23 protein-coding genes and 1 pseudogene are annotated in these 26,058 nt (G+C 42.3%); 15 read left to right on the forward strand and 9 right to left on the reverse strand.

The window, feature by feature from the left end:
- The first annotated feature begins 265 nt into the window (after window positions 1-265).
- From IPL83_07465 to IPL83_07505, 9 genes are all read left to right on the forward strand, one after another.
- On the forward strand, window positions 266-1,924 hold the full coding sequence (locus IPL83_07465) for a hypothetical protein (GenBank protein ID MBK9038983.1): 1,659 nt from the start codon (window positions 266-268) through the stop codon (window positions 1,922-1,924).
- A gap of 1 nt (window position 1,925) precedes the next feature.
- Window positions 1,926-3,314, forward strand: coding sequence for a hypothetical protein (locus IPL83_07470; GenBank protein MBK9038984.1), 1,389 nt, complete (start codon window positions 1,926-1,928; stop codon window positions 3,312-3,314).
- 17 nt (window positions 3,315-3,331) lie between these two features.
- Window positions 3,332-3,916 carry a hypothetical protein gene (locus IPL83_07475; GenBank protein ID MBK9038985.1) on the forward strand — a complete coding sequence of 195 codons (585 nt, stop codon included), beginning with the start codon at window positions 3,332-3,334 and terminating at the stop codon, window positions 3,914-3,916.
- Window positions 3,913-4,896 carry a hypothetical protein gene (locus IPL83_07480; GenBank protein ID MBK9038986.1) on the forward strand — a complete coding sequence of 328 codons (984 nt, stop codon included), beginning with the start codon at window positions 3,913-3,915 and terminating at the stop codon, window positions 4,894-4,896. The genes IPL83_07475 and IPL83_07480 overlap by 4 nt, the downstream gene beginning before the upstream one ends.
- A 104-nt stretch (window positions 4,897-5,000) precedes the next feature.
- Window positions 5,001-5,936, forward strand: a complete 936-nt coding sequence (locus IPL83_07485) for a hypothetical protein (protein MBK9038987.1) — start codon at window positions 5,001-5,003, stop codon at window positions 5,934-5,936.
- On the forward strand, window positions 5,933-7,621 hold the full coding sequence (locus IPL83_07490) for a hypothetical protein (protein ID MBK9038988.1): 1,689 nt from the start codon (window positions 5,933-5,935) through the stop codon (window positions 7,619-7,621). Before IPL83_07485 ends, IPL83_07490 begins: the two co-directional genes overlap by 4 nt.
- On the forward strand, window positions 7,618-9,129 hold the full coding sequence (locus IPL83_07495) for a hypothetical protein (protein MBK9038989.1): 1,512 nt from the start codon (window positions 7,618-7,620) through the stop codon (window positions 9,127-9,129). The genes IPL83_07490 and IPL83_07495 overlap by 4 nt, the downstream gene beginning before the upstream one ends.
- Complete coding sequence (locus tag IPL83_07500; GenBank protein MBK9038990.1) at window positions 9,081-11,642, forward strand: RHS repeat-associated core domain-containing protein; 2,562 nt, start codon at window positions 9,081-9,083, stop codon at window positions 11,640-11,642. The genes IPL83_07495 and IPL83_07500 overlap by 49 nt, the downstream gene beginning before the upstream one ends.
- Window positions 11,643-11,797: 155 nt before the next feature.
- The gene (locus IPL83_07505; GenBank protein MBK9038991.1) at window positions 11,798-12,283 is read left to right on the forward strand and encodes a hypothetical protein; all 486 of its coding nucleotides are present in this window, start codon (window positions 11,798-11,800) and stop codon (window positions 12,281-12,283) included.
- Between the two features lie 719 nt (window positions 12,284-13,002).
- Here IPL83_07505 and IPL83_07510 read toward each other — a convergent pair.
- Both IPL83_07510 and IPL83_07515 read right to left on the reverse strand, forming a co-directional pair.
- Window positions 13,003-14,511, reverse strand: a complete 1,509-nt coding sequence (locus IPL83_07510) for a hypothetical protein (protein MBK9038992.1) — start codon at window positions 14,509-14,511, stop codon at window positions 13,003-13,005.
- A gap of 382 nt (window positions 14,512-14,893) precedes the next feature.
- Window positions 14,894-15,058, reverse strand: coding sequence for a hypothetical protein (locus IPL83_07515; GenBank protein MBK9038993.1), 165 nt, complete (start codon window positions 15,056-15,058; stop codon window positions 14,894-14,896).
- 142 nt (window positions 15,059-15,200) lie between these two features.
- Between IPL83_07515 and IPL83_07520 the strand changes: the two genes are divergently transcribed.
- Window positions 15,201-16,010: a hypothetical protein gene (locus IPL83_07520; GenBank protein MBK9038994.1), complete on the forward strand. Its 810-nt coding sequence runs from the start codon at window positions 15,201-15,203 to the stop codon at window positions 16,008-16,010.
- Window positions 16,011-16,014: 4 nt separating this feature from the next.
- Here IPL83_07520 and IPL83_07525 read toward each other — a convergent pair whose 3' ends face one another.
- Complete coding sequence (locus IPL83_07525; protein ID MBK9038995.1) at window positions 16,015-16,878, reverse strand: IS3 family transposase; 864 nt, start codon at window positions 16,876-16,878, stop codon at window positions 16,015-16,017.
- Between the two features lie 34 nt (window positions 16,879-16,912).
- Window positions 16,913-17,173 (reverse strand): transposase, encoded by a 261-nt coding sequence (locus IPL83_07530; protein MBK9038996.1) that lies wholly within the window; start codon window positions 17,171-17,173, stop codon window positions 16,913-16,915.
- Window positions 17,174-17,515: 342 nt separating this feature from the next.
- On the opposite strand from IPL83_07530, the gene IPL83_07535 reads away from it, so the two are divergent.
- From IPL83_07535 to IPL83_07545, 3 genes are all read left to right on the forward strand, one after another.
- Entirely contained in the window at window positions 17,516-17,731 is a 216-nt protein-coding gene (locus IPL83_07535) for a transposase (GenBank protein ID MBK9038997.1), read from the forward strand.
- Window positions 17,685-18,512, forward strand: a complete 828-nt coding sequence (locus IPL83_07540) for an IS3 family transposase (protein MBK9038998.1) — start codon at window positions 17,685-17,687, stop codon at window positions 18,510-18,512. Before IPL83_07535 ends, IPL83_07540 begins: the two co-directional genes overlap by 47 nt.
- A gap of 65 nt (window positions 18,513-18,577) precedes the next feature.
- Complete coding sequence (locus IPL83_07545; protein MBK9038999.1) at window positions 18,578-19,468, forward strand: hypothetical protein; 891 nt, start codon at window positions 18,578-18,580, stop codon at window positions 19,466-19,468.
- Between the two features lie 293 nt (window positions 19,469-19,761).
- Here IPL83_07545 and IPL83_07550 read toward each other — a convergent pair whose 3' ends face one another.
- A complete protein-coding gene (locus IPL83_07550; GenBank protein ID MBK9039000.1) occupies window positions 19,762-20,055 on the reverse strand; it encodes a hypothetical protein in 294 nt (97 codons plus the stop codon).
- A 297-nt stretch (window positions 20,056-20,352) separates the two neighbouring features.
- Window positions 20,353-20,949 (reverse strand): annotated as a pseudogene (locus IPL83_07555) (IS6 family transposase).
- A gap of 136 nt (window positions 20,950-21,085) precedes the next feature.
- Here IPL83_07555 and IPL83_07560 point away from each other — a divergent pair.
- A complete protein-coding gene (locus tag IPL83_07560; GenBank protein ID MBK9039001.1) occupies window positions 21,086-21,589 on the forward strand; it encodes a hypothetical protein in 504 nt (167 codons plus the stop codon).
- Between the two features lie 257 nt (window positions 21,590-21,846).
- Window positions 21,847-22,182 (forward strand): hypothetical protein, encoded by a 336-nt coding sequence (locus IPL83_07565; GenBank protein ID MBK9039002.1) that lies wholly within the window; start codon window positions 21,847-21,849, stop codon window positions 22,180-22,182.
- Window positions 22,183-22,483: 301 nt separating this feature from the next.
- On the opposite strand, the gene IPL83_07570 is transcribed toward IPL83_07565, so the two are convergent.
- The 3 genes from IPL83_07570 to IPL83_07580 all read right to left on the reverse strand — a co-directional run bounded on the left by IPL83_07570 (window position 22,484) and on the right by IPL83_07580 (window position 25,560).
- Entirely contained in the window at window positions 22,484-23,308 is an 825-nt protein-coding gene (locus IPL83_07570) for a collagen-like protein (GenBank protein ID MBK9039003.1), read from the reverse strand.
- Window positions 23,309-23,909: 601 nt separating this feature from the next.
- Window positions 23,910-24,503: a hypothetical protein gene (locus tag IPL83_07575; protein MBK9039004.1), complete on the reverse strand. Its 594-nt coding sequence runs from the start codon at window positions 24,501-24,503 to the stop codon at window positions 23,910-23,912.
- A 304-nt stretch (window positions 24,504-24,807) separates the two neighbouring features.
- Window positions 24,808-25,560, reverse strand: coding sequence for a hypothetical protein (locus tag IPL83_07580; protein ID MBK9039005.1), 753 nt, complete (start codon window positions 25,558-25,560; stop codon window positions 24,808-24,810).
- Between the last annotated feature and the right edge of the window lie 498 nt (window positions 25,561-26,058).

Consider the following 26,058-nt stretch of genomic DNA (forward strand, 5'->3'; position numbering starts at 1 on the left):
AAAATGTTGTCGAGCAAGCTCTTTAAATTGCCATTTGTCGGCACATTCGAAAGTGTTCGACAGCAACCTTACAAAGACAAAATTAAACATCACCTATCTGTAAGTCTTCAAACGAAAACACATTTTCCACGATTTATGATCTCAGTTTGAAATCGAATCCAAGTGGCCTACTCCTCGCAAACAACAAAATCGATTTATCCCGCAATCACAGACTGCCATAGACCTCTTTTGTTCTATGAGGTCGATTATTTAAGGAGAACTCTTTGTGAGGCGTCAATTGGTGAAATTATCAGAACATATTAGAGAAATAGCCCTTTTTAGGACAATTGAAGATCAATTGTCGCCTAACACTCAATCAACCTCTGCAAACAAAATTTGGTCCCTGCATAGCGGAACACTCCTGATTTTGAAACTATCCGCAGCCTTGAGTCTGATCCTATTTTCATTGACCCAACAAACTTCGCTTGCTGAAGGCAACCATATGAGAAGTGACGCTTATGCACAAGCTATCATATACATGATCCAGAAGAAACAGGAGCAGGAAGCCGCCGCAGAGCTGCAAAGCGTAAATGCAGCTTTGGCCGCTGAAAGGCAAGCTTTTCGGGAGCGTTTGGAAATTCTTAAACAGTCCAGAATCGAATTCATCAATACTCTCAAAAATCTTTCAAACCAACATCGCGAGGCTGATCTTCCTCTATTGGCAGTGAGGGCTTTAGTTCAAGCTGCTTCTGGTGAAAATGAATTGATGAAGGAAAATGCTCAACAGTTCATGGCAAAGAGCTCGGGCCTTTTAGAATCCCTATCAGATTTTAACTATTTCAATAAAAAATCACACCTCCCGTGGTCTTACGAAGGACCCGATCCCTTTATCTCTCTAAAATTAATATTGAGGACTGTTTCCCTGGCCGATGGTCCTCCAAACCCAAATGATCCTGATATGGATTGGCTAACTCTTGCAACTCAAGTGTTATCAGAGGACGAAAATTCGATTGTCAATAGGTATATGAAATCGGCCACCCTGTTAAACCAGGCGGCGCAGAGCCCATATGTTAAGGAATTCCGGGCTAATGAAGAGCGTCTTTTTCAGTTTATTCAGACCTCAGAGACAAAATTGAAAGAAGAGGAAAAATTGCTCAATCAAATCGCTCAAATCACGATGGATTTTGCACTCAACTCAGCATTGAGCGAGCAACTGATCCGTACAATGGACCCTTCATTTCTAACTGGAGAAACAACCCTTGCCACCGCGCCTCGCGGCCGCGAGGCCATTCTTCACCAGATCGCCTCAGCGAGGCAGGAAATACAGACAATTAAAGCACAAAAAGATGCTATGCCGGCAAAGATCGACGCAGAAAATAGTATTCAGAAGGGTCGTATGGATGAGCTGGCCAAAGCGATAGAAGTCCGTATTAAGGAGATCGAAACGAGAATCACAGAACACGAGGCACTGAAAGAGCATCTCAAAGCAAAAACCGAAGAAATCGGAAATCTCAAGAAGAAGCTCATCGACTTCCAAAATATCAGCAAGGAAGCGGTAGATGGCTTCCGAGTTGTCTCGGCTGGATTGGATAAAAGATTCTTTAACGACCGTATCACTCTAATTGATTTCGCTAAATCATACATCCAGATTCGCGGATCATTTTCTGAATCAGAGAGAAGTGAACTTGACAAAATAGCGTGGACTGAAACGAAAGGTCGCTTGGAGGGTAAAAGGTACGCATACGAAAATCTAAAGATCACCTTGGATGGCTTCATTGATCAGGTCAGTAATAACAGTTTGCACGATTTGCAATTGCTTATCAATTCAGTGGAAGATTCATCAAAAAATCAAGAAATCCTAACAAAGAATGGGATCGATTTCCTAAACAGAATCAAGACTATATATCTATCCGTCAGTGACCTATTAACTGGGAAGAAGCGCTAAAATGGTACACTTTATTTTTCTCATCCTAATTGGAAGCTTTTCCACTGTATCTCATGGATCCGAAGCCTCCGTAATTTGCGGTGATGAAAGCAGGCAAAAATATTTGCTTGGAGAAGCTTTTCATTCGCAGGTTAAGGATACTGTACAGAAAGGTCTTTTGAATCCAAAAAATATGTTTAACTATTGGGCCCAGGAGAGCAATATTTCAAATAACCTCTGGGATTCATTTGATTCGTGTCTAACTGGAAATACCGACACCTCTAAGGACACTTGCATAGCAAACTGGTCTATCCTGTCTACTAACTTTTATCTATTTGTTCTGGACCTTAATCATTATAAAACGTGCAATCTTCAGAAGTTTGAAAAAAACGCTCAACACCTGGAACAATTGTCCTCCTTGATTGAAAAGACCTACAAGGAATCTCAAACACTTTTTCACAATTTGACACTAAGTGTGATCAAACGCTATTTAAAACACGATCACGCATTAAATCTCAACAAAACTGCCGCTTCCAACAATGAGAGTTCTTCTGCGCAAAGCAGAATTCTAGCATGCGAGGCCACGGTACACAGATTGAGATCCCAATATTTTAACGACTCGCTCGCAAGATTAAAGTCAGGAAAATGGGCGAGTGATATTGCGGATAAATTTAAAGCGGAAATTAAAAAAGATTTCGATTGTCAAAACTACACTGAAAAGACAGCTCTTTCAGATAAGGAAATAGAGAGTGTTCTTGAGACTCGGATCAGCTCCTTATGCGATAGAGACCATCTCAACACGAAGAACCGAATTATTTGTCATTGGCCCACCCTTAGAAGTCGCCTATTAGAATATGAAAACGGACAGAAACCAAGTCTTGTCCATATGAAGTGGATCCCTACAAGCCTCACTCGATCGCTAAAATCACTCGGAGAGGACAATTTGCCAGGTCTCTATCTTACCTACCTTCTTGATCTCCAAAAATACATTCTCAGCTCCTATTTTATGCTAGTGGGTATTGTCGAAAGCGATCTGACTGGTAGTTCGAGCGATGTTGCAAGTTGGTTGGCACATGATATTGGGATTAGAATCGCCATGGATCGATTTTCTCAGCTACAAATTGAGTGCCACTTTTTAAGCAACATTCGTTCTATGGGATTTTCTGGTGTCAAGACCGATGCTTGTGAAAAACTTAATGACTCTGCCGAGCTCCTACTCTCAAAAAATGAAATCAGAATACGCGTTTCTAAGGAACTTTCCTCCGACTATTCTGCCGGAGACAATATCAAGGACATCCATGACACCCTTAAGCAATTAACTGGAAGACCCACACGTAACGAACTTAACACCTTTGTCATTCCGAGTCTTTTCCGATCAAATAGGAGCGGAAAAATAGTGTCCCAATCATAACTCAAAATGAACACAATTTGCGCATAATAGCTGCATTCATTGAGAACAATTCCAAAATTGAACCTGTCTCGTGGTTGAGAAAAGTCGAGAGCCTCTTGAGAATTGAGGACAGTAACTGCAAAGACATATCTCGTTTTCTATTTAGTCTTGGTAGCACAAATCGGGGCTCCTCTCACTTTAATGAAATGGGAAAATATTTGGAGAGTAATTGTGGCTATTCTAGAGACCTCAATCTGTGGACAGTTCTTGGTTTTGAGTTCCAATACGAGAACAATAGATTGCAAAAGCCAAGTCCTGTTGTTCCCGACAGAGAGCCAACTCAGCCGGAGTTAACCGAGTTCAGCGACGTGGTACTTGGCATAGCTTTGAGACTGCTTATTCTTCAAAATGGCTACGATATTGATTTGGAAATTGATATTGCAAGACGATCAGGAGTCATCAATAGCCTGATCAATTGGCTCTTGGATTTAAAGTATGATCACGGAATTGATAAGATGGAAAGCGTTATGTCTGCAAAATCAAACGCGGAACGCAGTCAACAAGCGAATGATCCCGAACTCAATGATCTATTGAAGTTCTTGGTGCGTGGGGAGGCAGAGTGACACAGAGCTATTCCAAAAAGGCCAGAATTCTTCTTTCCAATCGTGAATCTATCAATGAAGTGAGGATGTCTGAAGAGGGACATTCCGAATTTTGTCAAACCTCGATTCAATCTTCACCGCAGAGGAAAGAGACCTTTCTGTTCTGCAACATTGAGTACGTTCGAAAGATAAATAGAAAGGCATATTTGAGTATTTCTGAAATCACTAAGATAGGTCTAAAATCAACTAGCCTGGCGAAGTATTTTGTTGTTCTGGCAATACCTCAATTTATATGGAATATTCGGGCAGAAGCCACGCCCGGCGAAGTTTCAACTTCCGTTAGCATCAGTGGATCGGCCTCCTACGGATACGAAGAACACCATCCAATAAAATGGGGTTGCTTTGGAAAGAACTCCACTTCTGCCTTCGATTCCGACCAGACAAAAGAAGAAGTGACATATCAAACTAATCAGGGATCTGCAGCACTTTATAATACAATTGACGAAAAGCGTAGTGTTCAGGAGAAAGTTGAAAATCAATCGGTTGATTGGAATTTTAACTATGACAAAGAAGACTATTCCTTTCACCTGAAATTCAAAAGGAACGTTGGAAAGGGAGTCGAATTTTATAATCGTAGAGCATGTAATACACGATCCTGGCATTACAGAATTGACAGTGCTACCTCTAAGGTACATTCATCCGTTAACATAGTTGTGCCGTCAAATGTTTGGATTGTAGAAATTGAAAATTTGACCAAACGAATTGCTGGGATCGATCCAAAATTCAAAATAAAAAATGTCTATTCAAAAATAAATGGTGGACTTGCTCTCGGAGATGGAATGGTCTACCAACCTGTGCACTATTTTTATGTAAAGCCTGGAGATGAAATAACTCTCGAACTAGAGTTTGAAGATACCGGATCAGATATTGATTTAGTTTCCGAACTAAAGGTCACATTTTTGGATATAATAGGTGTGATCAGATTATCAAGACATCTCTAGGTGGCGATCAACAATCGTTTTCACCTGACCGAATTTTGTCCGCTCTGAAGTCCGGATTAAATTCAAGCGACCGAAATAAAGATGGATCTCTGAGACGCCAAGCAATGCTATTTACGGGATGTTTGACGGCCCGCCCGACGATTCATAAATTATTGTTCAATAATGACATAAATGATCTCAAATCAATACTGGCTGCAATCGAGAGCATAAATAACGAAGTCATTTCTAGTTGGAAAAATGATTCCATCAGAGACTACGACCACATACTGGCTGATATTGGCTACATGGCTAGATACTCCATTTCGCAGTCAATCCTGGATTCAACTCGTTCCATGTGCAAGGAATATCCGTTTTTGATGGAAGACGGTAAAATCGGTTTAATAACGGCATACTTGAGATTGCGACAGCAATTAGATAAAATTTTGAAAATTCTTGAATTGAATGGGAACAATATCCCACAAATTGCTATCTATTTGAAGACGATTTCAGAACAACTTTACAAAATTACCCGCGAGATTCGTAATGGATCAGTGGATGTGAAAGCTATAGACGATCTGGGAAAAAGTTATAAAGAGAAGGGGATTGCATTTCATATCAACAGGATCTTACGCGAGACTAATGCTATTCCACGAATAGACGACACGAAATCTTATGAGGACTTCCGAAATGCACTAAAGAACTTCCACTCGCTCGTTATGAAATTCAACGTCCATTTTCACGTTGAGATTGAATCATTCGAAGAAAATGGAGGTGATAAAACTGATTATTCAGAGATCGACCAAATCACTAGCCAAATGGAACTAGCAGGGCAAAATCTAGGGCTTACGTTACGGCGTTTTTTATCCCAGTTCGAGGGACAGTATGTAAAGGGTTACCTGAACGGGCTATCAGAAATTGAAAGCCGCCATTACCTGGGTACATCGGAAATTGTAGAGTCCAGTTACAATGGCCATTTTAAGTCATTTTTTGAACTATACCAAAAAATCAATCTAGACAGGCTGAGTGAGTGCTTGGAAAATCCAACGAGGTCAGGCGAATGAAAAATTCAATATCACTCTTCTTGGCCATTTCTCTATTTATCCAAAATTCGAAAGTCGCAAGGGCGAGCGATACCAGTGATACCCCAGTGACCGTTGAATTTACTCACTCAAAAATGAAGGAGACGGCAGAGGCTCATTTTAAAGCCGTTCTTCTCTCAACGCTCTTTGAGGCTATTCAACTGAACTCATCGAACCTAATTCAGGGATTGTCTCAAATTCTGGAGAATGAGGGCACCACAAGAAGGGCAAGTATCGAGAATTGGAAAGTCACATTTAGAGAAAATATGGATGATGAAAACGGAATTGCCGGATATAAAATGCAAACATTATACAATCAATTTAAGGATATCTTGAAATCAACAACTAAAAGCCGATCTCGCTTTGAACATCGTATTATCAGCTTGGCTGAAGCACAAAATGTACCACTTAAAATGGCACAGACTTTTATCTCCAAACTCGATTCTCTGTGCCAATATGGCGTTGGGTTTGGTTCAGCAGGAACTAAGCTTCCGGATTTCTATATGAAATCTCCTGATTTCTCGATCAGGATTGATACGCCCGTATACGGAAGTCCACAGCAGGCCGGCTACAATGGTCCACAAGTTGAATTTGGAACAAATGGCAGCGAAGAAGAATTGGCAAAATTTGCAGCTCTTTATAACGTGAACCTAATTATATCGTTACAATATGTTACAGGTAGCGCCATGTTTGCCTCAGCAGGTTCAGCAGCGAGTGGCACATGGGCGACATTCGCTACTGCAAGTGCCAGCCAGGCAGCCGCGGCAATGGCCGCAGCTGCTGCTGTCGCCTTGGCAGTGGCCGTAATCATCGTTACTGTGAACTTATATGATAGTCAGCAGAAGTCTGTTAAAGCTGTTAGAGAACAGATCAAGGCTTTTAATGGATTCGCAACAGGAGAAGATGGCCGAAGGTACTTTAAGGATTCCTGTCTTCAGACAAGAGCGTCTCTATCTGACATGCTTGCTCGAATGAAATCGATAAATGATGGCAATCAAAGTGAAATTGATCGATTAAATCATATTGATCAAAAAATCATAGAAAAATTCAATGTCTATACAAAAGCTATGATTCAGTACATTTCAAAAATGTCTGAACTCGTTAATAAATTCAAAGAAGCGGGTTCGAAAAATCCAGAGGAACAAGCGATCAAAGAATTGAGTAACTCAAATGAATCTGTCCTGTTGGCTAGTGCTGGAAAAAAATTGGATCCCATATCTCTAGCTAAACTGATTGAGACTACGCTTCTCCTTAGTTATCGCTCGGCTTCGGTTCTTGCTCAAGAAAAGAGAGCTCAACTCAGTCCGATGTTACTGGATATGAATGATGATAATCTAATCGAGACTAAAAATAGATTGCGTGAGATGCTCGTTGCATTAAAAGACCTAAAATTGAAGATGAAACACACTCCATCTTGGAAAGCCGATGTTGATTCTCATGAAGAAATACAATTTCTATGTGATGAATTGGATGTCATATTTTTGGCTCAGGCTGAGTTGCTCGTGTCAAGTGCCTTTAAGGAGAACGTCGATCATTCTCGCTCGAAATTGATGGATAAAAAAGCTCAGTGGAACACTCTTTGGCTTGAGGCGAAGAGCAAATTTGAGGATTCGAGAGTTGTGAATGCTCTGAAGAAAACATTCGATTATCTTGAGGAATTACAATGAGGCCTTTTCTTGAAGTCATGATTTCCAGTGTTTTTCTTTTGGGTCTTGTAAGTGGCGCCAAGGGACAGAGTTTTACATATTGTGCTTCGGTGGACAGTAGAGGAGGCGTAGGAAATTGTGAAGGACAGGGAAGAAATCCCGGTCAGGGCACGGATAGCCGAGGGACGGGTAATCCTGGTGATGACTACGGGAGAGATAGAGAGAGGGAGAAGGAGAGACTCGATCGAGAGAGAGAGGAACGTCAACAGAAGGCAGATGAGGAGTCACGGAAAGGGGAACGAGCTAGGCTAGATCAAGCGGAACGCCTCCGTAGGAATTTGTCCTATTCAGGAGAAAGACTTCCTGAAAATGGATTTTCCAATCCTTTATTGAAGTCGGAGCCCGATGTTCAGGTCGGCTATCCCGTTGGCCCATTGGTAAAGCTTCCTCTATCTCCGAAGGAATCCAACTATAGACCTCCGGTGCCCGTTCTCCCTGGATCTTTACCACCAGGAATTTCATCGAGTCCGGTAGAACATCCTGAGATTCAATGCGGCTCGGTCATTCAAGTTGATAATCTCTCTCTTGGCGAGGTGATTCCAATAATCGGTCTTCCATTCGATTTGGTCTATTTTAGCGATCGCGTTCCAGGACGTTTGGGGGACTACCAGCTTCATGTTCCTCTGCGAGACCTGGCTCCACCTTCTTCCAACGCCACGTTAAATATGTCTCTTGCAGGACGGACTAGCAGTGTTCAAATTGACACGACAAAGAGTGACCGTTTTGATTTCCTTTGGGAAGGGTTAGACAGTCAAGGCACTTTTCCCATTGGAAAAGTGTTGGCTAAAGTCACAATCGACGGTCAGAAATCAGATGGATGGGTTAAATTTGTAGGAAATTTTAAACCGAACTATCTTGGATTGGGAGGGTGGGGACTCAGCAATCTTCACTATTTTAGTAAGGATGAAAATCTCATTTATTTGGGAAATGGAAAAGTACAGAAGGTGGATGGAACCAAAAAAATTTCATTTCCTTCTGATAACGGGTCCGAGATCTATGTTTTTAATTCAAACGGAACTCACTCAACGACCAAAAATAGTCGTACTGGAGCAATACTCTTTTTTTTCAGCTATGACGAACAAGGAAGAATTTCTAAGATTACTGATTCCTACGAAAATAAAATTGAGTTCATCAGAGATGGTCGCAAGGTTGAAATAGTAGGTCCATCTCATCGGAGAACCTCTCTCGTCGTTGGAGACAGAGGCTATTTAGCTTCTGTCTCAAATGAAGCCCAAGAAACATATCAGATGAAGTATTTCAATGGTGGATTATTGGCGGAGTTTCAAAAACCGCAGGGACAACTTAGTCAATTTACCTACAATAATCTCGGTTACTTGGAACGGGACTTGGGAGCAGGGGGTAATTCCCTCTTGTTCAGTGGTCAGATAGACGGGACAGAAGAAAAAAAGATAGATCTGAAATGGAAACGGCACTTGGTCGCGCCTCCTATTATGTCTTATCCAAGCTGAAAGACGGATTTTATGAGAGAAGAAGGACCGAGGCCAATGGAAGATTCTCCGTTCTAAAATATAAATCGGACGACTCGAAAACTCATATTACGAACGAATTTGAAACCACCACTAGATTTGGCAAAAGTGCTCGATTTGATGGACGGCTATCAGTACCAGTCAGTAGTAGAACAATTGTAAAGGGCTTGTCTCAGTTTCCCCAAGACACCTTTTATTCTTACGATATTCCTGATCAAATTAAAGTGGGATACTACGATAACAACACTCTCACGAGTCAAGTTACGACGAATGGCAAAACCACGACCAGTGTTTTTGAGCTTAAAAGTGGTCGCCACACAAGCCAGATGACCGTTACCTCGCCAATGGGACGTCGGATTTCCTACAAACTGGATACCTTGGGAAATCCATTGAGTACCACAGTGGGCAGCTATCTCCCTCTTGAACGGCGCTACAATAGCAAAGGTCAGACCATCGCAATTAAGCGAGGGAAACGGCAAACGGATTTTCGTTATGACGAGAGCGGAAATTTGGACTCAGTGACAGACCCCTTGTCTCGAGAGACTCGATTCAGCTACGACAAATCTGGACGAGTAAAAAAGCAGGTTCAGTCTGATGGACGAGTGATCGAATACAATCATGACCGAAATGGCAATCTCACAGCAATCACCCCTCCAGGCAGGCCAGCACATCAGTTCAGTTTAAACCTCTTTGAATTGATCGAAAGTTATTTGGCACCCCTTGTTGGTGATCAAAACCCAACCAACACTCAGTATTTCTACAACAAGGACAAGCAATTAACAGAAATTCTTGATCCCAGCGGAGATCAACTTTGGTTTGTCTACGGTTTAGCCGACGGACAGCTTGATCGCATCGTCACGCCTCAAGGCTTCTACGCATTTTCCTACAATCAAGGATCCCAGGTTGAGCAGATCGTCTCCCCCTATGCTGTAACCAACAGATTTAGCTATTATGGACCTTTGCCGAAATCACAGTCCATTTCTTTGGCTGGGGGCGAGGAGAACAGCCTCGAATTTGGATACAACAAGGACCTGAGGGTGAAATCTCTTAGAATCCAGGCTGGTAGCAAAGGAGGCTCGAACCAAACTTCGAGCGAGATCACCTATAACTACGATGACGACGGCCTTCTCACTCAGGCAGGTGAGGCGACAATTGGTCTTGACCCAGCCACCGGATCTGTAGTTTCTTCCACTCTCGGAAAGGTCAAAGAGACCTATGGCTATGATCAGGAGTATGGTGAGCTTAAAATGATGGCCCTAAGCTTTAATGAACGGGAGCTCTATCAAGAGACTCTCACAAGAGATGATCTTGGCCGCATTACAAATAGAAAAGTAATTCCTGCTGGCAAAAAGCCATTTGAGTTTTCTTATGCCTATAATCCAGCGGGTCAGTTGTCGTCTGTTCACAAAGATAACGAATTGGTTAGCAAATATGAATATGACCTCAACGGAAATCCCATATTAAAGATTAAAGGTGGAAAAGAGCTCACGTCCTCCTTTGACGCTCAGGATCGCCTCCTCTCTGACTCCATGAGGGAGTACGCCTACAACCCTCGTGGTCAGTTAAGGCTTGTGACAGATAAATCAGGCGGATCAAACGGGCCTAATGCGAACAATGCGCCTAATGTGCCTCAAGTGCTGCAAACTCAGTTCAACTATGATTTAGTTGGCAACCTGGTGTCGGTAACTCTTCCGGATGGGAAAGCCATTGATTACTTAACAGACGGCCTCAATCGACGCGTGGCCAAGAAGATCAACGGCCAACTGACAGAGCAGTATCTGTATCAGTCACAGCTTCAGATCGCAGCCCTCTTAGACAGTGAAGGCCGTCTTGTCAGCCGATTCGTTTACGGAACTAAATCCAATGTTCCTGATTACATGATCAAAGGGGACAAAACCTATAAAATCGTTTCTGATCATCTGGGAAGCCCCAGGTTTGTTATTGATACAGAATCGGGATCTCTCGCTCAGCAGATTGAATACGATGAATTCGGAGTTGTCCTCAGCGATTCAAATCCAGGCTTCCAACCCTTTGGCTTTGCCGGAGGACTCTACGATAGACACACAAAGCTCGGTAGGTTCGGCGCCCGGGACTATGATCCACAAACCGGAAGATGGACGAGCAAGGATCCCATTGGGTTCAATGGTGGTGACACAAATTTGTATGGGTACGTTGTAAATGACCCGATTAATTTGATTGATTTGTCAGGACTGAGTCCAATTGCTTCTGGGATCATTGGTGCTGCTGTCGGGGGTGTTGTCGGTGGAATTTCTGCCACCGCAAATGGCAACTCTTTCGGCGATGGCGTTACCGTAGGAGCCATAAGTGGTTTTGCCATAGGATCAGGTGCGGCTCTGTTTGGTTGGGGTGCGCAAATAGCAGGTGTTGGCATTGGAGCTGAAGTTTTTTCTGGGGCTGTTGGCGGTGGGTTAGGTGGCTTTACCGGAAATATAGTCGGACAAGTAGCGGTAATCGGAAATGTTGATTTATCTTAAGTTTTTTTATCTTCTGGCTTTGGAGGCATAGGATCGGGACTTGTACCATTACTTGGAGGTAGTATTGCAGCTGATATCGCGGTTTCAACCGCAATGAGGCCCTACGAAATTGGAGCCGACGTAATACTTAATGAATGTAGGAAGGCGAAGACAAAATGAAAGTTGAAATGAAATCCGGGCCAATTTATTTTGTTCTATCTATCGTTTCGAATATTTCCATCGCATTTGGATTGGGAGTTCTTGTTTCTCAACATACTTTTCTCATAGATATAATTAAGATTCATGACCATATCCGGGGTGCGGTATTACTAATCCTTTTGGGACTTGCTGGATGGCTTGCTATCATTTGTAATGGGAGATCACTGATCATCGAAGATGGTAGGCTTATCGTAAGAAATTATTTTGAAAAAGTTATTTTTGAATGCCTGCTGAGTGAAATAGACAGCATTGAATTCACCGGATTTCCGCATTTTAAAATAGTCGTCAGAAACAAAAAAATCAAAATTCCCAATGACTTGGTGTTTAAAGGTAAAAATGAGCTGCTCGATCTGACTCAAACAAAAAGAGTTGGCCTCAGTCGAGATTTCTTTATATTGCACGACTATCTAAAAGAAGTTGTCGAATCAAATGCTAAATCTTGATGAACGGAACTAATTTCCGTGCAGTCACAGCTTCCAACAGCAAAAAAAATGGAGAAGGGAAAAAAATTGATATCGAGCAAATCGTGGAAGGAAAATTGATTGAATAACTTGAGGGCCGCAAAAACTGATTCCATCTCCACTTGCCACCCAATCGGCCGTAATTTAACTGGCCGAAGTGAAAATGTGATCTGGGTTGATTTTGTAATTGTAAAGTCTTCCCGAAAAGCAAGGTCAGCCAGTCAAACCACCGCCCCCATTGGGTTTAATGGTGGCGACACGAATCTATATGTGTACGTGATAAATGTGACATTCCGCAGCAGAACTTCAAATCCACCTCTCAATTTTTTTTAGTCAAGCACAGAGATGGGTTGAAGCCCCTGTCCATTTATATAACTTCATCTGATTATATAACTTCATCTGACGGGGTAAAATTTTGCATTTTCTGGATCAGCTTTGCGATTGGGACGTTTGTTGTTTTTCATTTTCGAAATAAAGTTCGGAAGATCACTTTTAAGTGGAAGCATCTGTGGATTTTGGTTCATGTGGAAAAGAAGATATTAAAGTAAGATGTGACTTCACAACTGGATTTAATTGAAGTTGCTCTTTAACGAGCCTGTTAATTTCGTAAAAACCCAGATGGGGATATGTTTTTTCAAGCCGATACGCCAATTCGTTAACTTGAATAGCTCTCTTTATCTGATTTCCTAATTTAAGTCTTTTCATACGCTCTGTTTTATAAACTCCAGGTACATAGAACTATCAAATTTTTCACCGTTTGTTAAGGACTCAGACAGAATTTTTCCAAGTTTACGGATTGTCTTTGTGTTTAATGAATATCTGAGCGGACTGGTCATTCTTTGGAATTCCACCTTTTTGTCGTTCCCGTCCTTTCGACTGACTTTATATCCGGATCCATAGGAAATTGAGAAGAGGTCATCAAATCTATTATGAGTTACGCCAAAAAAGCTTCTGAACAATACCCGTTCGTCCCTGAGACTTGCAGAGTAAGTAATCTCGTGTTCGTGTAGTTTGTCGGCATAGCTCTTTTTGTAAGGCTCAAGATATATTACCTGAGTGATTCCAGATGAAATGATGTGTTTACAACAATTGTGACAGGGAAAGGTTGTGCAATAGAGTGTCGAATTCTTCACGTCAAGCCCCGACCGCTGGGCCGAAAGGATTGCATTCATTTCTGCGTGAGTCGCTCGATGGAATTCAGTGAGGTCGTTAATCATAGACGAGTTGAGGACTTTATCAATTGCCTCTTTTCCAACGTTCTGATTCTTCAATTTTCGAAATAATTTCTCGCCAAGTTCGGATTTGATCTTGTTGATTATCATTTTGTTGGGGTCGGCACCAATGAGGTAATCGTTTTTGTCGCTATCTAGAATCCCAGAATATGGCCCGCCCCCGAATTTGTTTACTTCGTTATACCCAACCCCTATGACCTCGCCTGACATGCTTACAATCACCGCCCCTACTTGTCGGGATAGGTCTAATGACTTAAGCGATGCGGCGAAAGCGAAGTTCAAATGGTACTCATCTTGGCTGGGCGGAAGGTACGGATGCCCCAGGAGAAGGTCCATAAAACGGGACACATTGCTTGAATCAAAGCGGTGCTCGAACAGGACGTCACATGCAAGGACACACTTTGCGATCTGCTGACCATGCTTTTTCGCATCGTCAGTGATGGCCAGATCACAATGTTCCTCGCTATTCTTGAAGTGATCACCTTCATTTTCGTCGATTGAAATTAGATCTTCTGCCTTGTCTCTTAGAGACTGGTCGTCTTCGGTCAAGTTGCTAAGACGAACGGATTCTGGCGCCACAATGCCAATTGAAAAATAGCATTTTCCAAAAAGTGCCCTCAGACACTCGATCTCCTCAGTACGTTTCAACTGATCCAGAATAAAAATCGTTCTTCGTGCCGGATCTGAAATCAGATTTATCTCGCTAATTACATCGACTGCACCGAAATAGGCGAATATATCATTGTCAAAGGTCATTCGGATTTCATTTCCAGCATTTATTTTATCTCTTATTTTCTCGATCTTGTTCTTATAGATCTTAGCGTTCAATTCGGGTTTATTGTCGTAGATAAGTTGATTGAGCTTAATTAAATGGACATCAAAGTCGAAATCGTGCCTTAACAGAGTAACGAGGCTGTTAACAAATTTCGTTCGATCCGAACCCGCTGGTGAAACAATTCCTAAAACCGAAACGTTCATGCATTATCCTCACAGAAGAAGATGCTTTTGTATCGGAAAAAAGGCTTTGAGATTGATGGGGTAGCTGGATCTTTGTCCAGTTCCTACAAAGAACAACTCATATAATTGTACTCCCTCAACAAACTCAATCTCCTGCTTATTCTTTTTCGTGACATTTCGCAGTAGAACTTCAAATCCTCTTCTCAATTTTTTCTAGTCGAGCGCAAAGATGGGTTGAATCCTCCATCCATTTATATAATTTTATCTGACTGGGTAAAACTTTGGGTTTTCTGGATTATTTCTAAGGAGTCCGAACAGAGTTCTCCCTTTCCCGAAGAAAAAGGATCAGGGGTCTTTTAGAATCTAGCTTCGATTTGAAGGAGCTAAGGGCTGCTGCCGTAGATCATTTTATCACCTGACTCTCAAGCTTGAAAAATACGGGTTTTGAATCGCTTACGCCGCTTTGACAGCATTCGTTTTTGTCAGTTAGTCCATAGTCCTTAAATAGTGCTGCCACGAGACCTAGATGACCAAATTCCTCGACTTCAGTAATGGGCTTATCACCCATGATGATCTCCGATGATTCATTTTGAGACTGTTTTTCATCGGAAGTTCGACTAAACTTTTGAATGGATTTACTGGAGATTTGAAAATGGTCTTCGGTTGGAAGTTCTACTGCGGAATCCCGAATCTCACATCAGGAATAGCCAATGTCATTTGAATCAGAAAATAAAGAAGGTCGAGAGTTATCTGATAAGCTACTAATGAGTGCAGGAAGTTCCTTAAATAGAGCGGTTAGGGAGTTAATGAGTAAGAAGAGGGACGACTACTATCTCAACGCCTGTATTCAACACACCTTCCATTCACTTGCTCTTATCTTGAAAGCAAAATTGGCATTGATTCATCCCATTCTGATTCACCATGATATTAACATTAATTTGTCTAAAAAAGAGGAAGAAGAATACAGGACGGTCAGCTTTGACGTATCAATAACACGATTGCAGAACTGCAAAATCTCATTTTCCGAAAAAGATGAAAATAATGAAAGTTTCCTTACTAAGCTTAAGGAATATCGCAATCAAATAGAGCACTATTTTTTTGTTCCTGTCGAGAAAGATGTTGAGGAGAAGTTGGCGAAGGTTTTTATTTTCGCTCAGTATTTCATTAGGGAAAACCTTAATAATTCATTACAAAGGCTGCTGGGAACGGAAGAGTTTATTTTTTTGAGGGAGTTTGCTCACGATTATGAGAGGAAAATAAAGGAGATTGAGAGCAAAGTTAGGGATAGATTTCAGGGAGTAGATACAGAAAATATTATCAGGGAATTTTGCCCCAAGTGTGGAGAGAATTGTTATTACTTTACAGAAGAAATGAAGGGCGAAAAGACAACGTGTTACTTCTGCGGTAGGACAGGCACTATTGACGATTGTCATCAGTGCAAAGGTGCCACAATAGGCGACATGTGTGGCGACTGTTGGAAGGAGTATTTTGAGGTGGAATTCCCCAGAAAAAGTGGATAGTTTCTCAGGCGGCATTTACATTTAGTGTTGACTCATACTCTAAAGGACTCTGATAGCCAAGTGATGAATGCAATCTCTTTTTGTTGTACCAGATTTCAATATACTCAAAAACCAAGGTTCTCAGCTCCGCTTCTGTTTTGTAGTCATGACGGTAAAGCCACTCAGACTTGAATGACTTGAACCAACTCTCAACAATCGAATTATCGTAACAGTTTCCCTTGCGACTCATGCTCGGAATCACATTATTTTTGTTCAGCAAAGCCAAAAATAATTTGCTCGCGTACTGAATTCCGCGGTCCGAGTGGAAGACGATGTTCGCCCTATTTCTGCAATTAGCCAACGCCATCCGCAGAGCATTTAAGACTCCGGTGGTTTCCAAACTGTCAGTGACCGACCAACCCACAACTTTTCGGGTACAAACATCGAGAACTATGGCCAGATAGAAAAAGCGAGATCCAAATCTTAGATAGGTTATATCTCCGGCCAAAACCTGATTAGACTCTTTAGGCAGATCATCCTCGATCCTGAAAACTCGTGGAGCAATTGGACCCTCGTGGTTCGAATTAGTCGTTCTCACTCGATATTTCTTCTTTAACCTGGCATCCAATCCCATCTCCCTCATATACTTCGCGACAGTATTTTCACTTACAGAGAACCCCTCGCTTCTCAGCTCATGAAAGATCCTAGGTGACCCATAAGTACTTTTACTCACGTTGAAAATCTCCTCAATTTTCTTGCAGATTTCCATTTTTCTCGCCATGGATTTCAACTGGCCATTCTTTTTCCACTGGTAATACCCGCTGGTACTCACTCCAAAGTGTCTGCATAGCCGGATGATAGGAACTTCATTTGAAAGATCGAAAATCATTTGGAATTTCTCATTTGATCCTTTGATATAATCCCTAGGCTTTTTTTAGAACATCGCTGACTTTGTTCAGGTACTCATTTTCCTTTCTGAGTTCTCGAACCTCAAACTCCAGTTCTTCATAGGTTTTCGCACCGCTGCGAGCGGTGCGACCTGATTGAGTCTCCATTTTCCATCGACGAATATTTGCCGGATTTATACCTAGATCTTCCGAGGCCTTTGTTGTGCCAATTTTCTCAGCCAAATCAACGGCTTCGGCCTTATACTCTTGTGAAAAAGCCCTTCTCTTTGAACTCATTGTTATCTCCTATCGGTTTGATTAAACCGCTCGAAGAAAACTGTCCACTATTATTGGGGAACTCTAAGGACACTTCGGACTATCAAGACTATCTAGAGTCTCTAGAGCATCAAAGGCCAGACGGAGACTAGTCGGAAATCGGAATTTAGTAGGAGAAATTAGTTATGGGGGGCGGTTGGCCCTTAAAACTGTAGGCCTTGCATCTTGAGTCATGGTGCGTAATAACCCCCGGCAGAGTCCGGTAAAGGAGCACCAAATGAAGAAGAGATTTAGCGAGGAACAAATAATTTCTGCAGTAAAAAACTGGAGACGGGATCGCCAGCAAAAGAGGTGTCGCGCGAGATGGGCGTGACGATTCAGACTCTCTACCATTGGAAGAAGCGTTTTGGTGGTATGGACGTGACCGACGCCAGACGGCTGAAAGACCTGGAGATGGAGAATACGCGCCTAAAAAGGATCGTGGCGGACCAGGCTCTCGACATCGTCATGTTGAAGGATGTGAACTCAAAAAGTGGTGAGGTCCAGCGACAAGAGAACGGAGGCCTCATACCTTGTTGAAAAATACGAGGTCTCCAAGGCTCGAACCAGCTGTCTGCTGGGCCTTCCCATCACCACCTTGTATTATAATCCAAAAGAGAATGGAGACCAGCCTCTGGCGTCGCGATTGTCGGAGCTAGCGACAGAGCATAGAAGGTTCGGTCACCCGCGGCTATTTGTTCTTCTCAAGAGGGAAATATCTGATCTCAACCACAAACGATCGCGTCGGATTTATCAAAAACTAAAGCTTCAGATTGGACGCAGGAAGAGAAAAAAGCTTGGATCCTGTCCCAGACTGCCGGCCACTCAAGCAATGGGACCCAATCAAATATGGGCTATTGACTTCATGTTCGACTTTATCGAGTCAGGAAGGCGCCTTAAAATTCTCACCATTGTCGATGAATTCGCAAAACTCTCCCCCGGAGTTCTGGTTGATCAATCCATTCGAGGAATTGACGTCACCGAATATCTCGACCACTTAGCCGGGGAAAAATACCCTCAGATCATCCGGGTCGATCAGGGTACGGAATTTACGTCGAGGGCGATGCTTGACTGGGCCTATCGTCATGGCATTCAGCTGGAGTTTACAAAGGTAAGAAAACCCAACCAAATTGTCGAATCTTTCAATTCGAGAGTTCGTGACGAGTGCCTCAACGAGCACGTCTTTTTTTCTCTCGAAGATGCTCGAGAGAAAATCGACACCTGGCACTGGAGGTACAACAACATCAATCCACATTCAGCACTAGGAATGAAATCTCCAATTGAATTTGCAAAGGAACAGGAATCTATGTTAGCAAGCTAACGCCACATGACTCAGGTTACTCGACCTACAGAGTCTTGGGCCAACCGCCCGTGAAGGCGAGGATTTTGGTAAAATTAATTATTCACCTTATTTTTACGTTCTCCGTAGCACATTGGCCGGCGTTGGCTGATGAGCCCACTCGGAATCGAAACGAACCCACTTGCCAACCTATGTCTATTGAAGATGAATTTAAAATTTCAAAAAATGTTTTTAGCGGGAAAGTGATAAAAGTGGAAAACTCGGTCGCTGGCGACGTTATAAATTATCAAATTAGTTTTGATGTAACGAATGTTTACAAAGGAGCCGTAACCAAGAGAGCCAAGGTGATTTACAAAGTAATTAAACGTCCTACCGTGTCTTTTATCCCCAGTCATGAATATGTTGTATTTTCTTCTGACGACAAAGAGCCTTACATGATCGACCCCAAATGTCGAAATACGGGGCTTAGTAAAGAATCATTTTTAAACGAGAATAAGCTCGCGCTCTTAAAAGAAAAAAAATCAACGAAGGGTTTTGGTGTGGTCTCCCTTACGCTCGAATTCAGACCGCAAAACGCCAAAAATCTCGATTTGGTCCTAGATAAGAATCGCCTTTTCATGAAACAGGACAAAGATCTTGTTAAAGTTTTAGATGGCGTGGGTACAGACGCAATGGGACCTGTTCAGGCATTTAGTATCTCACCTAGTGGTCGATTTATTTTAGTTGAAATCGCAACTGGAAGGAGTTGGGAAAACAGCGAGGAGTGGAGTTTGCAAGATAAAGCGGTTTTTTATGTTTTTGATCTACAGAGTCGAAAGCAAATTTTTTTTCATGACAACGATGTTTGTGGTGTAACCACTGAATGGAAAGATGCTGACCTGCTTAAGTTCAATGCAGAGGGTTGTGGTGGTTATACTGGAATGGATTTTAATCCGCTAACTCCGGAAGTCCCACCCAAACGCACGAAGTATGATTGAAAAATTCTTCCTACTTATCATCAAGTTAACGCCGCCTGACTCAGGATTCTCGACCTACAGAGTTTTGGGCCAACCGCCTGGTCGACAGGCATGAAAGTGTCCTGATAGTCATGAAAGTACAGGCAATTCACGCAGTGAGCGTAGCTGCTCAAATATTCAAATGAGAGATGACCGCAGCGCGGACACTCACAAAGGTGATGGTAAGATTCAGAACGAACTTGATAGGGGTATGGGTACTTTTAAGCGGTCAGTCAACGGATACTATTGTTTGGCGTATGCAGTTCCTTTTATATCTACGGAATAGTAACGCTAAGCGGTGTTGCCGAGTGGGTGATGTTTCCTTGTCCAAGCTGACCAAAAGTATTGTAGCCCCAACATTTTAGCTCACTATTTAAAGTGAGTATCGCGCAGGCATGATACCTTCCCACGGAAAGTTTCTCTGCGCCTGAGGTAATAAGTGAGGCTTGTGGTTTAGCTACATTGGTGCCAATCGTGCCATCGGCAAACTGACCATAGTTGTCTCTTCCCCAACAATAAATAGCACCCGCATCAGTTAGCAAGCACCCCTGATCTTCACCTTGCCCCATATCAACAACGGATTCTCCGCCAACTAAATTAGTTAGATTTACTGAGACTGGTGAAAGAGAATTAACTCCTAGATTATCATTACCTAATTGGGTTCTGTAACCTAAACCCGATCAAACCTTTTCTGGGCTTGTAAAGTGGGTGAGTGGAGTCGAGAATTCGCAATTCGGTATCAGTGTGCCACATCTTTTCTGACATGAATCTATTGAATCTCAGATAAAATCGCTCGTTCGTTAGGATGAAACGAGAGCCCAATACGCATTAATTGGATCTCGATGAAATAGGGGCAAATAGCCAGATTGATTTTTAAAAATCATGTGGAGGACTTCGACTCCAGCCAGGATTATCCTGGCTGAATGAAATGTCTTAAATCCGAGCATAGATCGAATTCTCTTTTTAATAAATCTGTGATCTTGTTCGACCATATTGTTGAGGAATTTCGACTTTCGAACCTCAATTCTATCTCGATTTTCCTGATTCACTTCCTTCATCGCCGCGATGTTGGCACCTGACTTATCTATGTTCGCTTTCGCAGGCAAACCGTGTGATCGGATGGATTTTTTTAAGAACCTCTTCGCGGCTTTTAGATCCCTTTTGGCAGTCAAGAGAAAATCAATTGAGTTTCCAAATTTGTCGACTGCCCTGTAGAGATATCGATCCTTCGCTTTGATGCGAATATAGGTTTCATCAATTCTCCGGGAAGAATTTACGGGTTGTTTGTGCTTTCTGAATTTGGCCTCGAGTTCTGGACCAAATTTGATGACCCACCTGAATACGGACATATGAGAGAGAGTAACGCCCCTCTCCCTCATCATTTCGGCCACCTGCCTGAAGCTCAATGGGTACTTGAAATATAGAAAGAGACAGCGCCAGACAATTTCCATTTGGAATCTCATGCGCTTTCTCGTCGCCACCTATTCCTCCTGTTGGAAGCATAGAGCCGAGCGCTGCATATGGAATAGACCAGGGGGACAAACTGGCTGAATTCTCGCCTTTTAGTTGTGGACTCAAGACCAATTTATTTAGTCTAGTTTGGCTAAAGTTACAGAGCCAATATTCGAGTGGACAGTGCGAGCCGACGACGGCCAACGAGTGAAATTCGATAAACCTGGGATTCGTGATGTTACCATCGAAATGGTGCCAGAGTGTGTGTCGAGACCCGAGAATCCAAACAACCCCCTGAAAGCCAAATTCTATAAAGAAGACACTCCTGGAGAATCTGATAGGTGGAAGTTTTCCGATAAAGTTACATTAGATACACCAGGTTGGGCGATGACTAGAAAACTGGATAAATACGGCGGCGCCATTAATGCAAAATTTGAGCGAGGCAGGAAGGCCGCTAAATATATAGTACACCCAAGGGAAATCGCAAGCCTCAAAGAAGGTCAGACAGTATTAGTGGTCGAGATCGTAAATGGTCAATGGATAGATCTCCGACTACCACTTTGTAAAGATAAGACTCCCGCCGATAATAACGGAATTCTTCCTAGATCAGATGAATTAACTGGTATGGGACGGGATTCGACAAAAAATTAGAAGGAAACTGGCCCCTAAAGTGACATTTCGCAGTCGAACTTCAAATCCTCCTCTCAATTTTTGTTGGTCGAGCGCAAAAATTGAGAGGAGGATTTGAAGTTCGACTGCGAAATGTCACTTGTATCAATGCAAATAGTTTGTCCTAGGCTGGGTCGTATTGATGTTGATCGAAATCAATGTAGCAATACGCAAAATACGTTTAATTTTTCATCAGTAAATCCGATCTATTTAAAACTCAAAAAGGGGAGAGTGTCGAAATGAAGTTCCTAATATCTATTGGAATCCTAGCGATCAATCTGGCATCTGAATCACAAGAGGCAATTTATTCGAAGGAACCGTGGTATATAGTCCAGATAAGTAGTGGGCCGTTTACAGAGTGTACCAAGGATGCTGGGCGTGAATTACTTGAGAACATCATTAAAGATTCAAAGACGGAGGTTCCTGAAAGAAAAAAACTAACTTTGGGGGTTACCACGAAATGTGGAGAGTTTATTCTTGGCCAAAATGTGACCTGTTACCCTACCCCAAGAGCACAGCTTTTTATGTTTGGTACAATTCAAAGAGGGAGTGTATTGAAGGGAAAAAAGGCTTGATGGATTCGGGGTTGTTCTAGGTGGTTAATCCATGTCGCGACACTATTTTGGGGAAAAACCTAAAGGCGTTATTTTAGTGACATTTCGCAGTAGAGCTTCAAATCCACCTCTCAATTTTTTCTAGTCGAGCACAAAGATGGGTTGAGTCACCCGTCCATTTATACAATTTTATCTGACAGGGTAAATTTTTTGGTTTTCTGGATCATTTCTAAGGAGTCTGAACGGATCTCTCCCTTTCCAAAAGAAAGGTGACTACCTGTTGAAATTTCAACAGGTAGTCACTTGAATTACTTAATGTGCGTTACGGAAGTTCCTGGGCATTGATCCAAAAATCTGCGATACACGTACTCGCTTGTCCAAAAGAACCAAATCTAATCCTTGCTCGCCTCATTAGTGTGACGTCGAAACTAAATGTCTTCGTGGTAGACGCAATCTGATCGGTCATGGTTGGAGCTACAGAAATAGAATTATCCCAATTGCTACCAGTGTCAGAGGGACTCAGCTCTAAAGCCATGTGTCCGTAATAACATCCTCCGTTCTGAGAACCTGTGCAAACGGAGCAATTACCTGACACCTTCCTATAAGAAATCTGAGCGGTGGTAGTTCCAACAATTGAGAACGGTTGGCCCCACCAAGCTGAACTCTGAGCTCCCACATTGATGCCTAGTTGATCGACTGTAATTAGACGGCTAATTCCAGACGGTCCAATAGGCCCCTGTGGACCTTGACTCCCCACGGGCCCCTGAGGGCCTTGGGCACCTTGAGGCCCCTGTGGACCTTGATTGCCCTGAAGTCCCTGGCTACCTTGTGGACCCGGTTGTCCAGTCACATCTATTGTGGTCCAACCCGCCGCCTTGCAGATCTCAAACTGAGCGTTTGTTTCAACGAAGTAAAGATTGCCTCGACTTGAACCATCACACGACGGTAGTTCAGTTAACGATTCAACAGATTTACTTGGTCCGGCGAAGTAGTTTGGTGGATTCGAATTATCTGGTGAAGGTGATGAAGACTTCTCACCTTTTAAACACCCAGTAAAGGTGAGCAATACATATGCAAGAAACATTCGAGCCAATGCATTTGATTTTCGGTTTAGTGTAACTCTAAACATACTTATCAAGGCTTTCATTGCATATCTCCTACGAGACTATCGTTCATTTTTTCCATTTTTGCAGATTCTTAAAAAGCCAAATAATTCAAATGTTCCATATTCCTCATCTTGATTCACCCGGTTCCGTCCCAAGATTGCCACGACCTCGTGCCATTCGCGTAAATGCAGTTCAAACACTAGTGAGATATGAGCAAGACTATAGCAAATAAAATCGCTCGGACCTAGAGGAAAGGAAATTTGCACTAAACTTATCATATTTGATCATTTTCTGTTCCATACCAGGAACGACAAATTGATGTAGATCAATCTATAGATTGATCGTGTCGGTCAGTTCAGCTATGTACCGGATTACACGATCTACAAAACACATGAAGCTTTGATGTTCGAATGCCGATCTGTTGGCGTTCACATGAAAATACTGAAGAATTGCGTTGAAAATGGGGAGAACTAAATTGAAAAGCACATTAAAATGTGGTTGCTCTGGCCAAGATGACCCACTTGAAAAAATAGTTGAAGATTATTGTGACATTTCGCAGTAGAACTTCAAATCCACCTCTCAATTTTTTCTAGTCGAGCACAAAGATGGGTTGAATCCCCCGTCCATTTTAATTGACATTCATCAAAATTTCCAGCGAGGCAGTCGGAAAATTCGGTTCACCCGAACTGGAAAGTTATGATGAGGAAACTTTGCGCTGTAATAAGCAATTTGCTTGTGCGCGTGTTCACAAAAATTTTTATCGTTCCAAAGATGAACCATCTCCTTTCGAACGAGTCGAAGTTTCGGCTCTTCGATATCTTTGGATTTAAATGCGCGGCCAGTGTAAGGATTTAATTTAGGCCACGGATTACATTTGTGCTCCAAATGTCCATGCGGGACTGAGGGGTAGTTATCGGCATCGCCAATGGTGAATAACCATGGACTTTTCAATCCTCTGGGTAGAAACTCGAGGAATTGAGGTTCGTCTTCAGTTTTGGCCAACGTGATCATCTGCTGGTTTTCATCATCACTAGGCACAGACCGTACCTCGAAACTGGTTTGATTCTCGCTTGGATTAGACCTTGGATCTTGGATGGTATTTTTCTCATCGACAAGCCATTCAAGAACTTCATCCCGTTCAGTCCAATCAGCCAGGCTAATTAGGCCATGTGAAAACTCACAATCTGTGACAAACACAAAAGTTATGATCGCTTCTTCCTTCAGACTAGAATCCATTTCTGCCTCCCACCTGAGTTAGAAAAAAACGTATTAAGTCGAGTTATTGGGTCCATCCAACCCACTTTTTATGAGATCGTGTAGGACGGTTCAGCACACAGCTGCCTACCAGATCCTGAAAAGTTATAATTCAATCCTTATGCCGACATCGATTTCGACAAACTCTTGCGCTCAAGCATTAAACCATTCATTCGTCACCGCCTTTGAAAATCTCAGATGGCGGATTTTATTAAAAAAGATCTCCAATTCCTTTCACGGTCAGCGAACGGATCTACAACATTCCAAAGTTTCTCTCTCGTTTTCCTCAATGACCTTTACTCGCCGCGGGGAATCTTTTCGACTGATTTTGATTGCCAGAAAGAAGCTCTTTAACTTTCGAATCAAGCTCGTCGTCGATGTCAATATCTATCACCTGCTGTTCGCCTGAATCATTGCCAATGAATGGAATTGCTCCCAACATCATGACTGGAAATACTTTCCGCAAATCACTCGATGAACCAGTACTTGTGACTTTAGTTTCCCACATCATTTTGGGGTCAAACTTCTCATTTTTCGCCCTTGGCTTTAAAACATCTTTTGCATCATAAGCAGTGATAAGTACAAATCTATTATATGTTGTTACCTCATCAGTAACTGATTGATATCCCGTTGGAGCATATGGATTTGATGGCTGAGTTTGAAAAGAACCAATCTTTTGTCCATAATTATTTGTCACAGTAGTGTTCGTACCATTTTGACCACCATACACAGGAACTGACCTAGTGTAAGTCTTAGTATTTGGGTCACTGATGCCATACGATAACATAACAACCATATCAGCCAATTTAACATCAGCGACTGGCTTGAACCCTTTTTTTTGCAATGAATTGCTAACTATTTTAGAATACTCTTTGAATCTCAAATCATTATCGTTGCCTTCTTTCAGACCAGATTCAATTACAAAAGTTTCCGCCGATATATCCGCCTCTGCGATGGCATCAACTTTTACAATATAGCTGGATGTTGCACAGCCGACCAACGAAACCAAAACAATCATGACAGTTAAACAATTAAACACCACAATCCCTCCAAATCAGAGTCAACTGGTTGGCCAGGTTTTCCCTCTGGGCACTGAGTGTTGATCGAGCCTCCAATTTGCTCACCCTTTTGCCTTTCGCAATATTAATTCCTTACACAATTTCTTAATATCAACGCTATCCTGACTTAGATAGGTCTTTGTCTTACCCAAAAAGCCACTGAATACCGTGCATGTCATGCTTGTGGCGCAGAACGTCCTCCCGTCATTATAGCAATTAGACGCATCTCCTTGACTCATCTTCACTTCGCATGAAAGTCCCTCATCGATGAGCTGAAATGAGAAAATGGGATCACTTCCGAATAACACTTTTCGCTTTGAAATCCGTGAATTTGTTACGACAGCACTACCTATAAAGGCCTCATTTTTATCACACAGATAGGATTGAGTAATTATGAAACAATCACCGTCATCACATCTGAACAAGAAGGATCCAAACTCAGGGTACTTCATATTATCAACAAAAACCTGATAAGGAAG

It is taken from the genome of Bdellovibrionales bacterium (genome assembly GCA_016716765.1).
Taxonomy (GTDB): domain Bacteria; phylum Bdellovibrionota; class Bdellovibrionia; order Bdellovibrionales; family UBA1609; genus JADJVA01.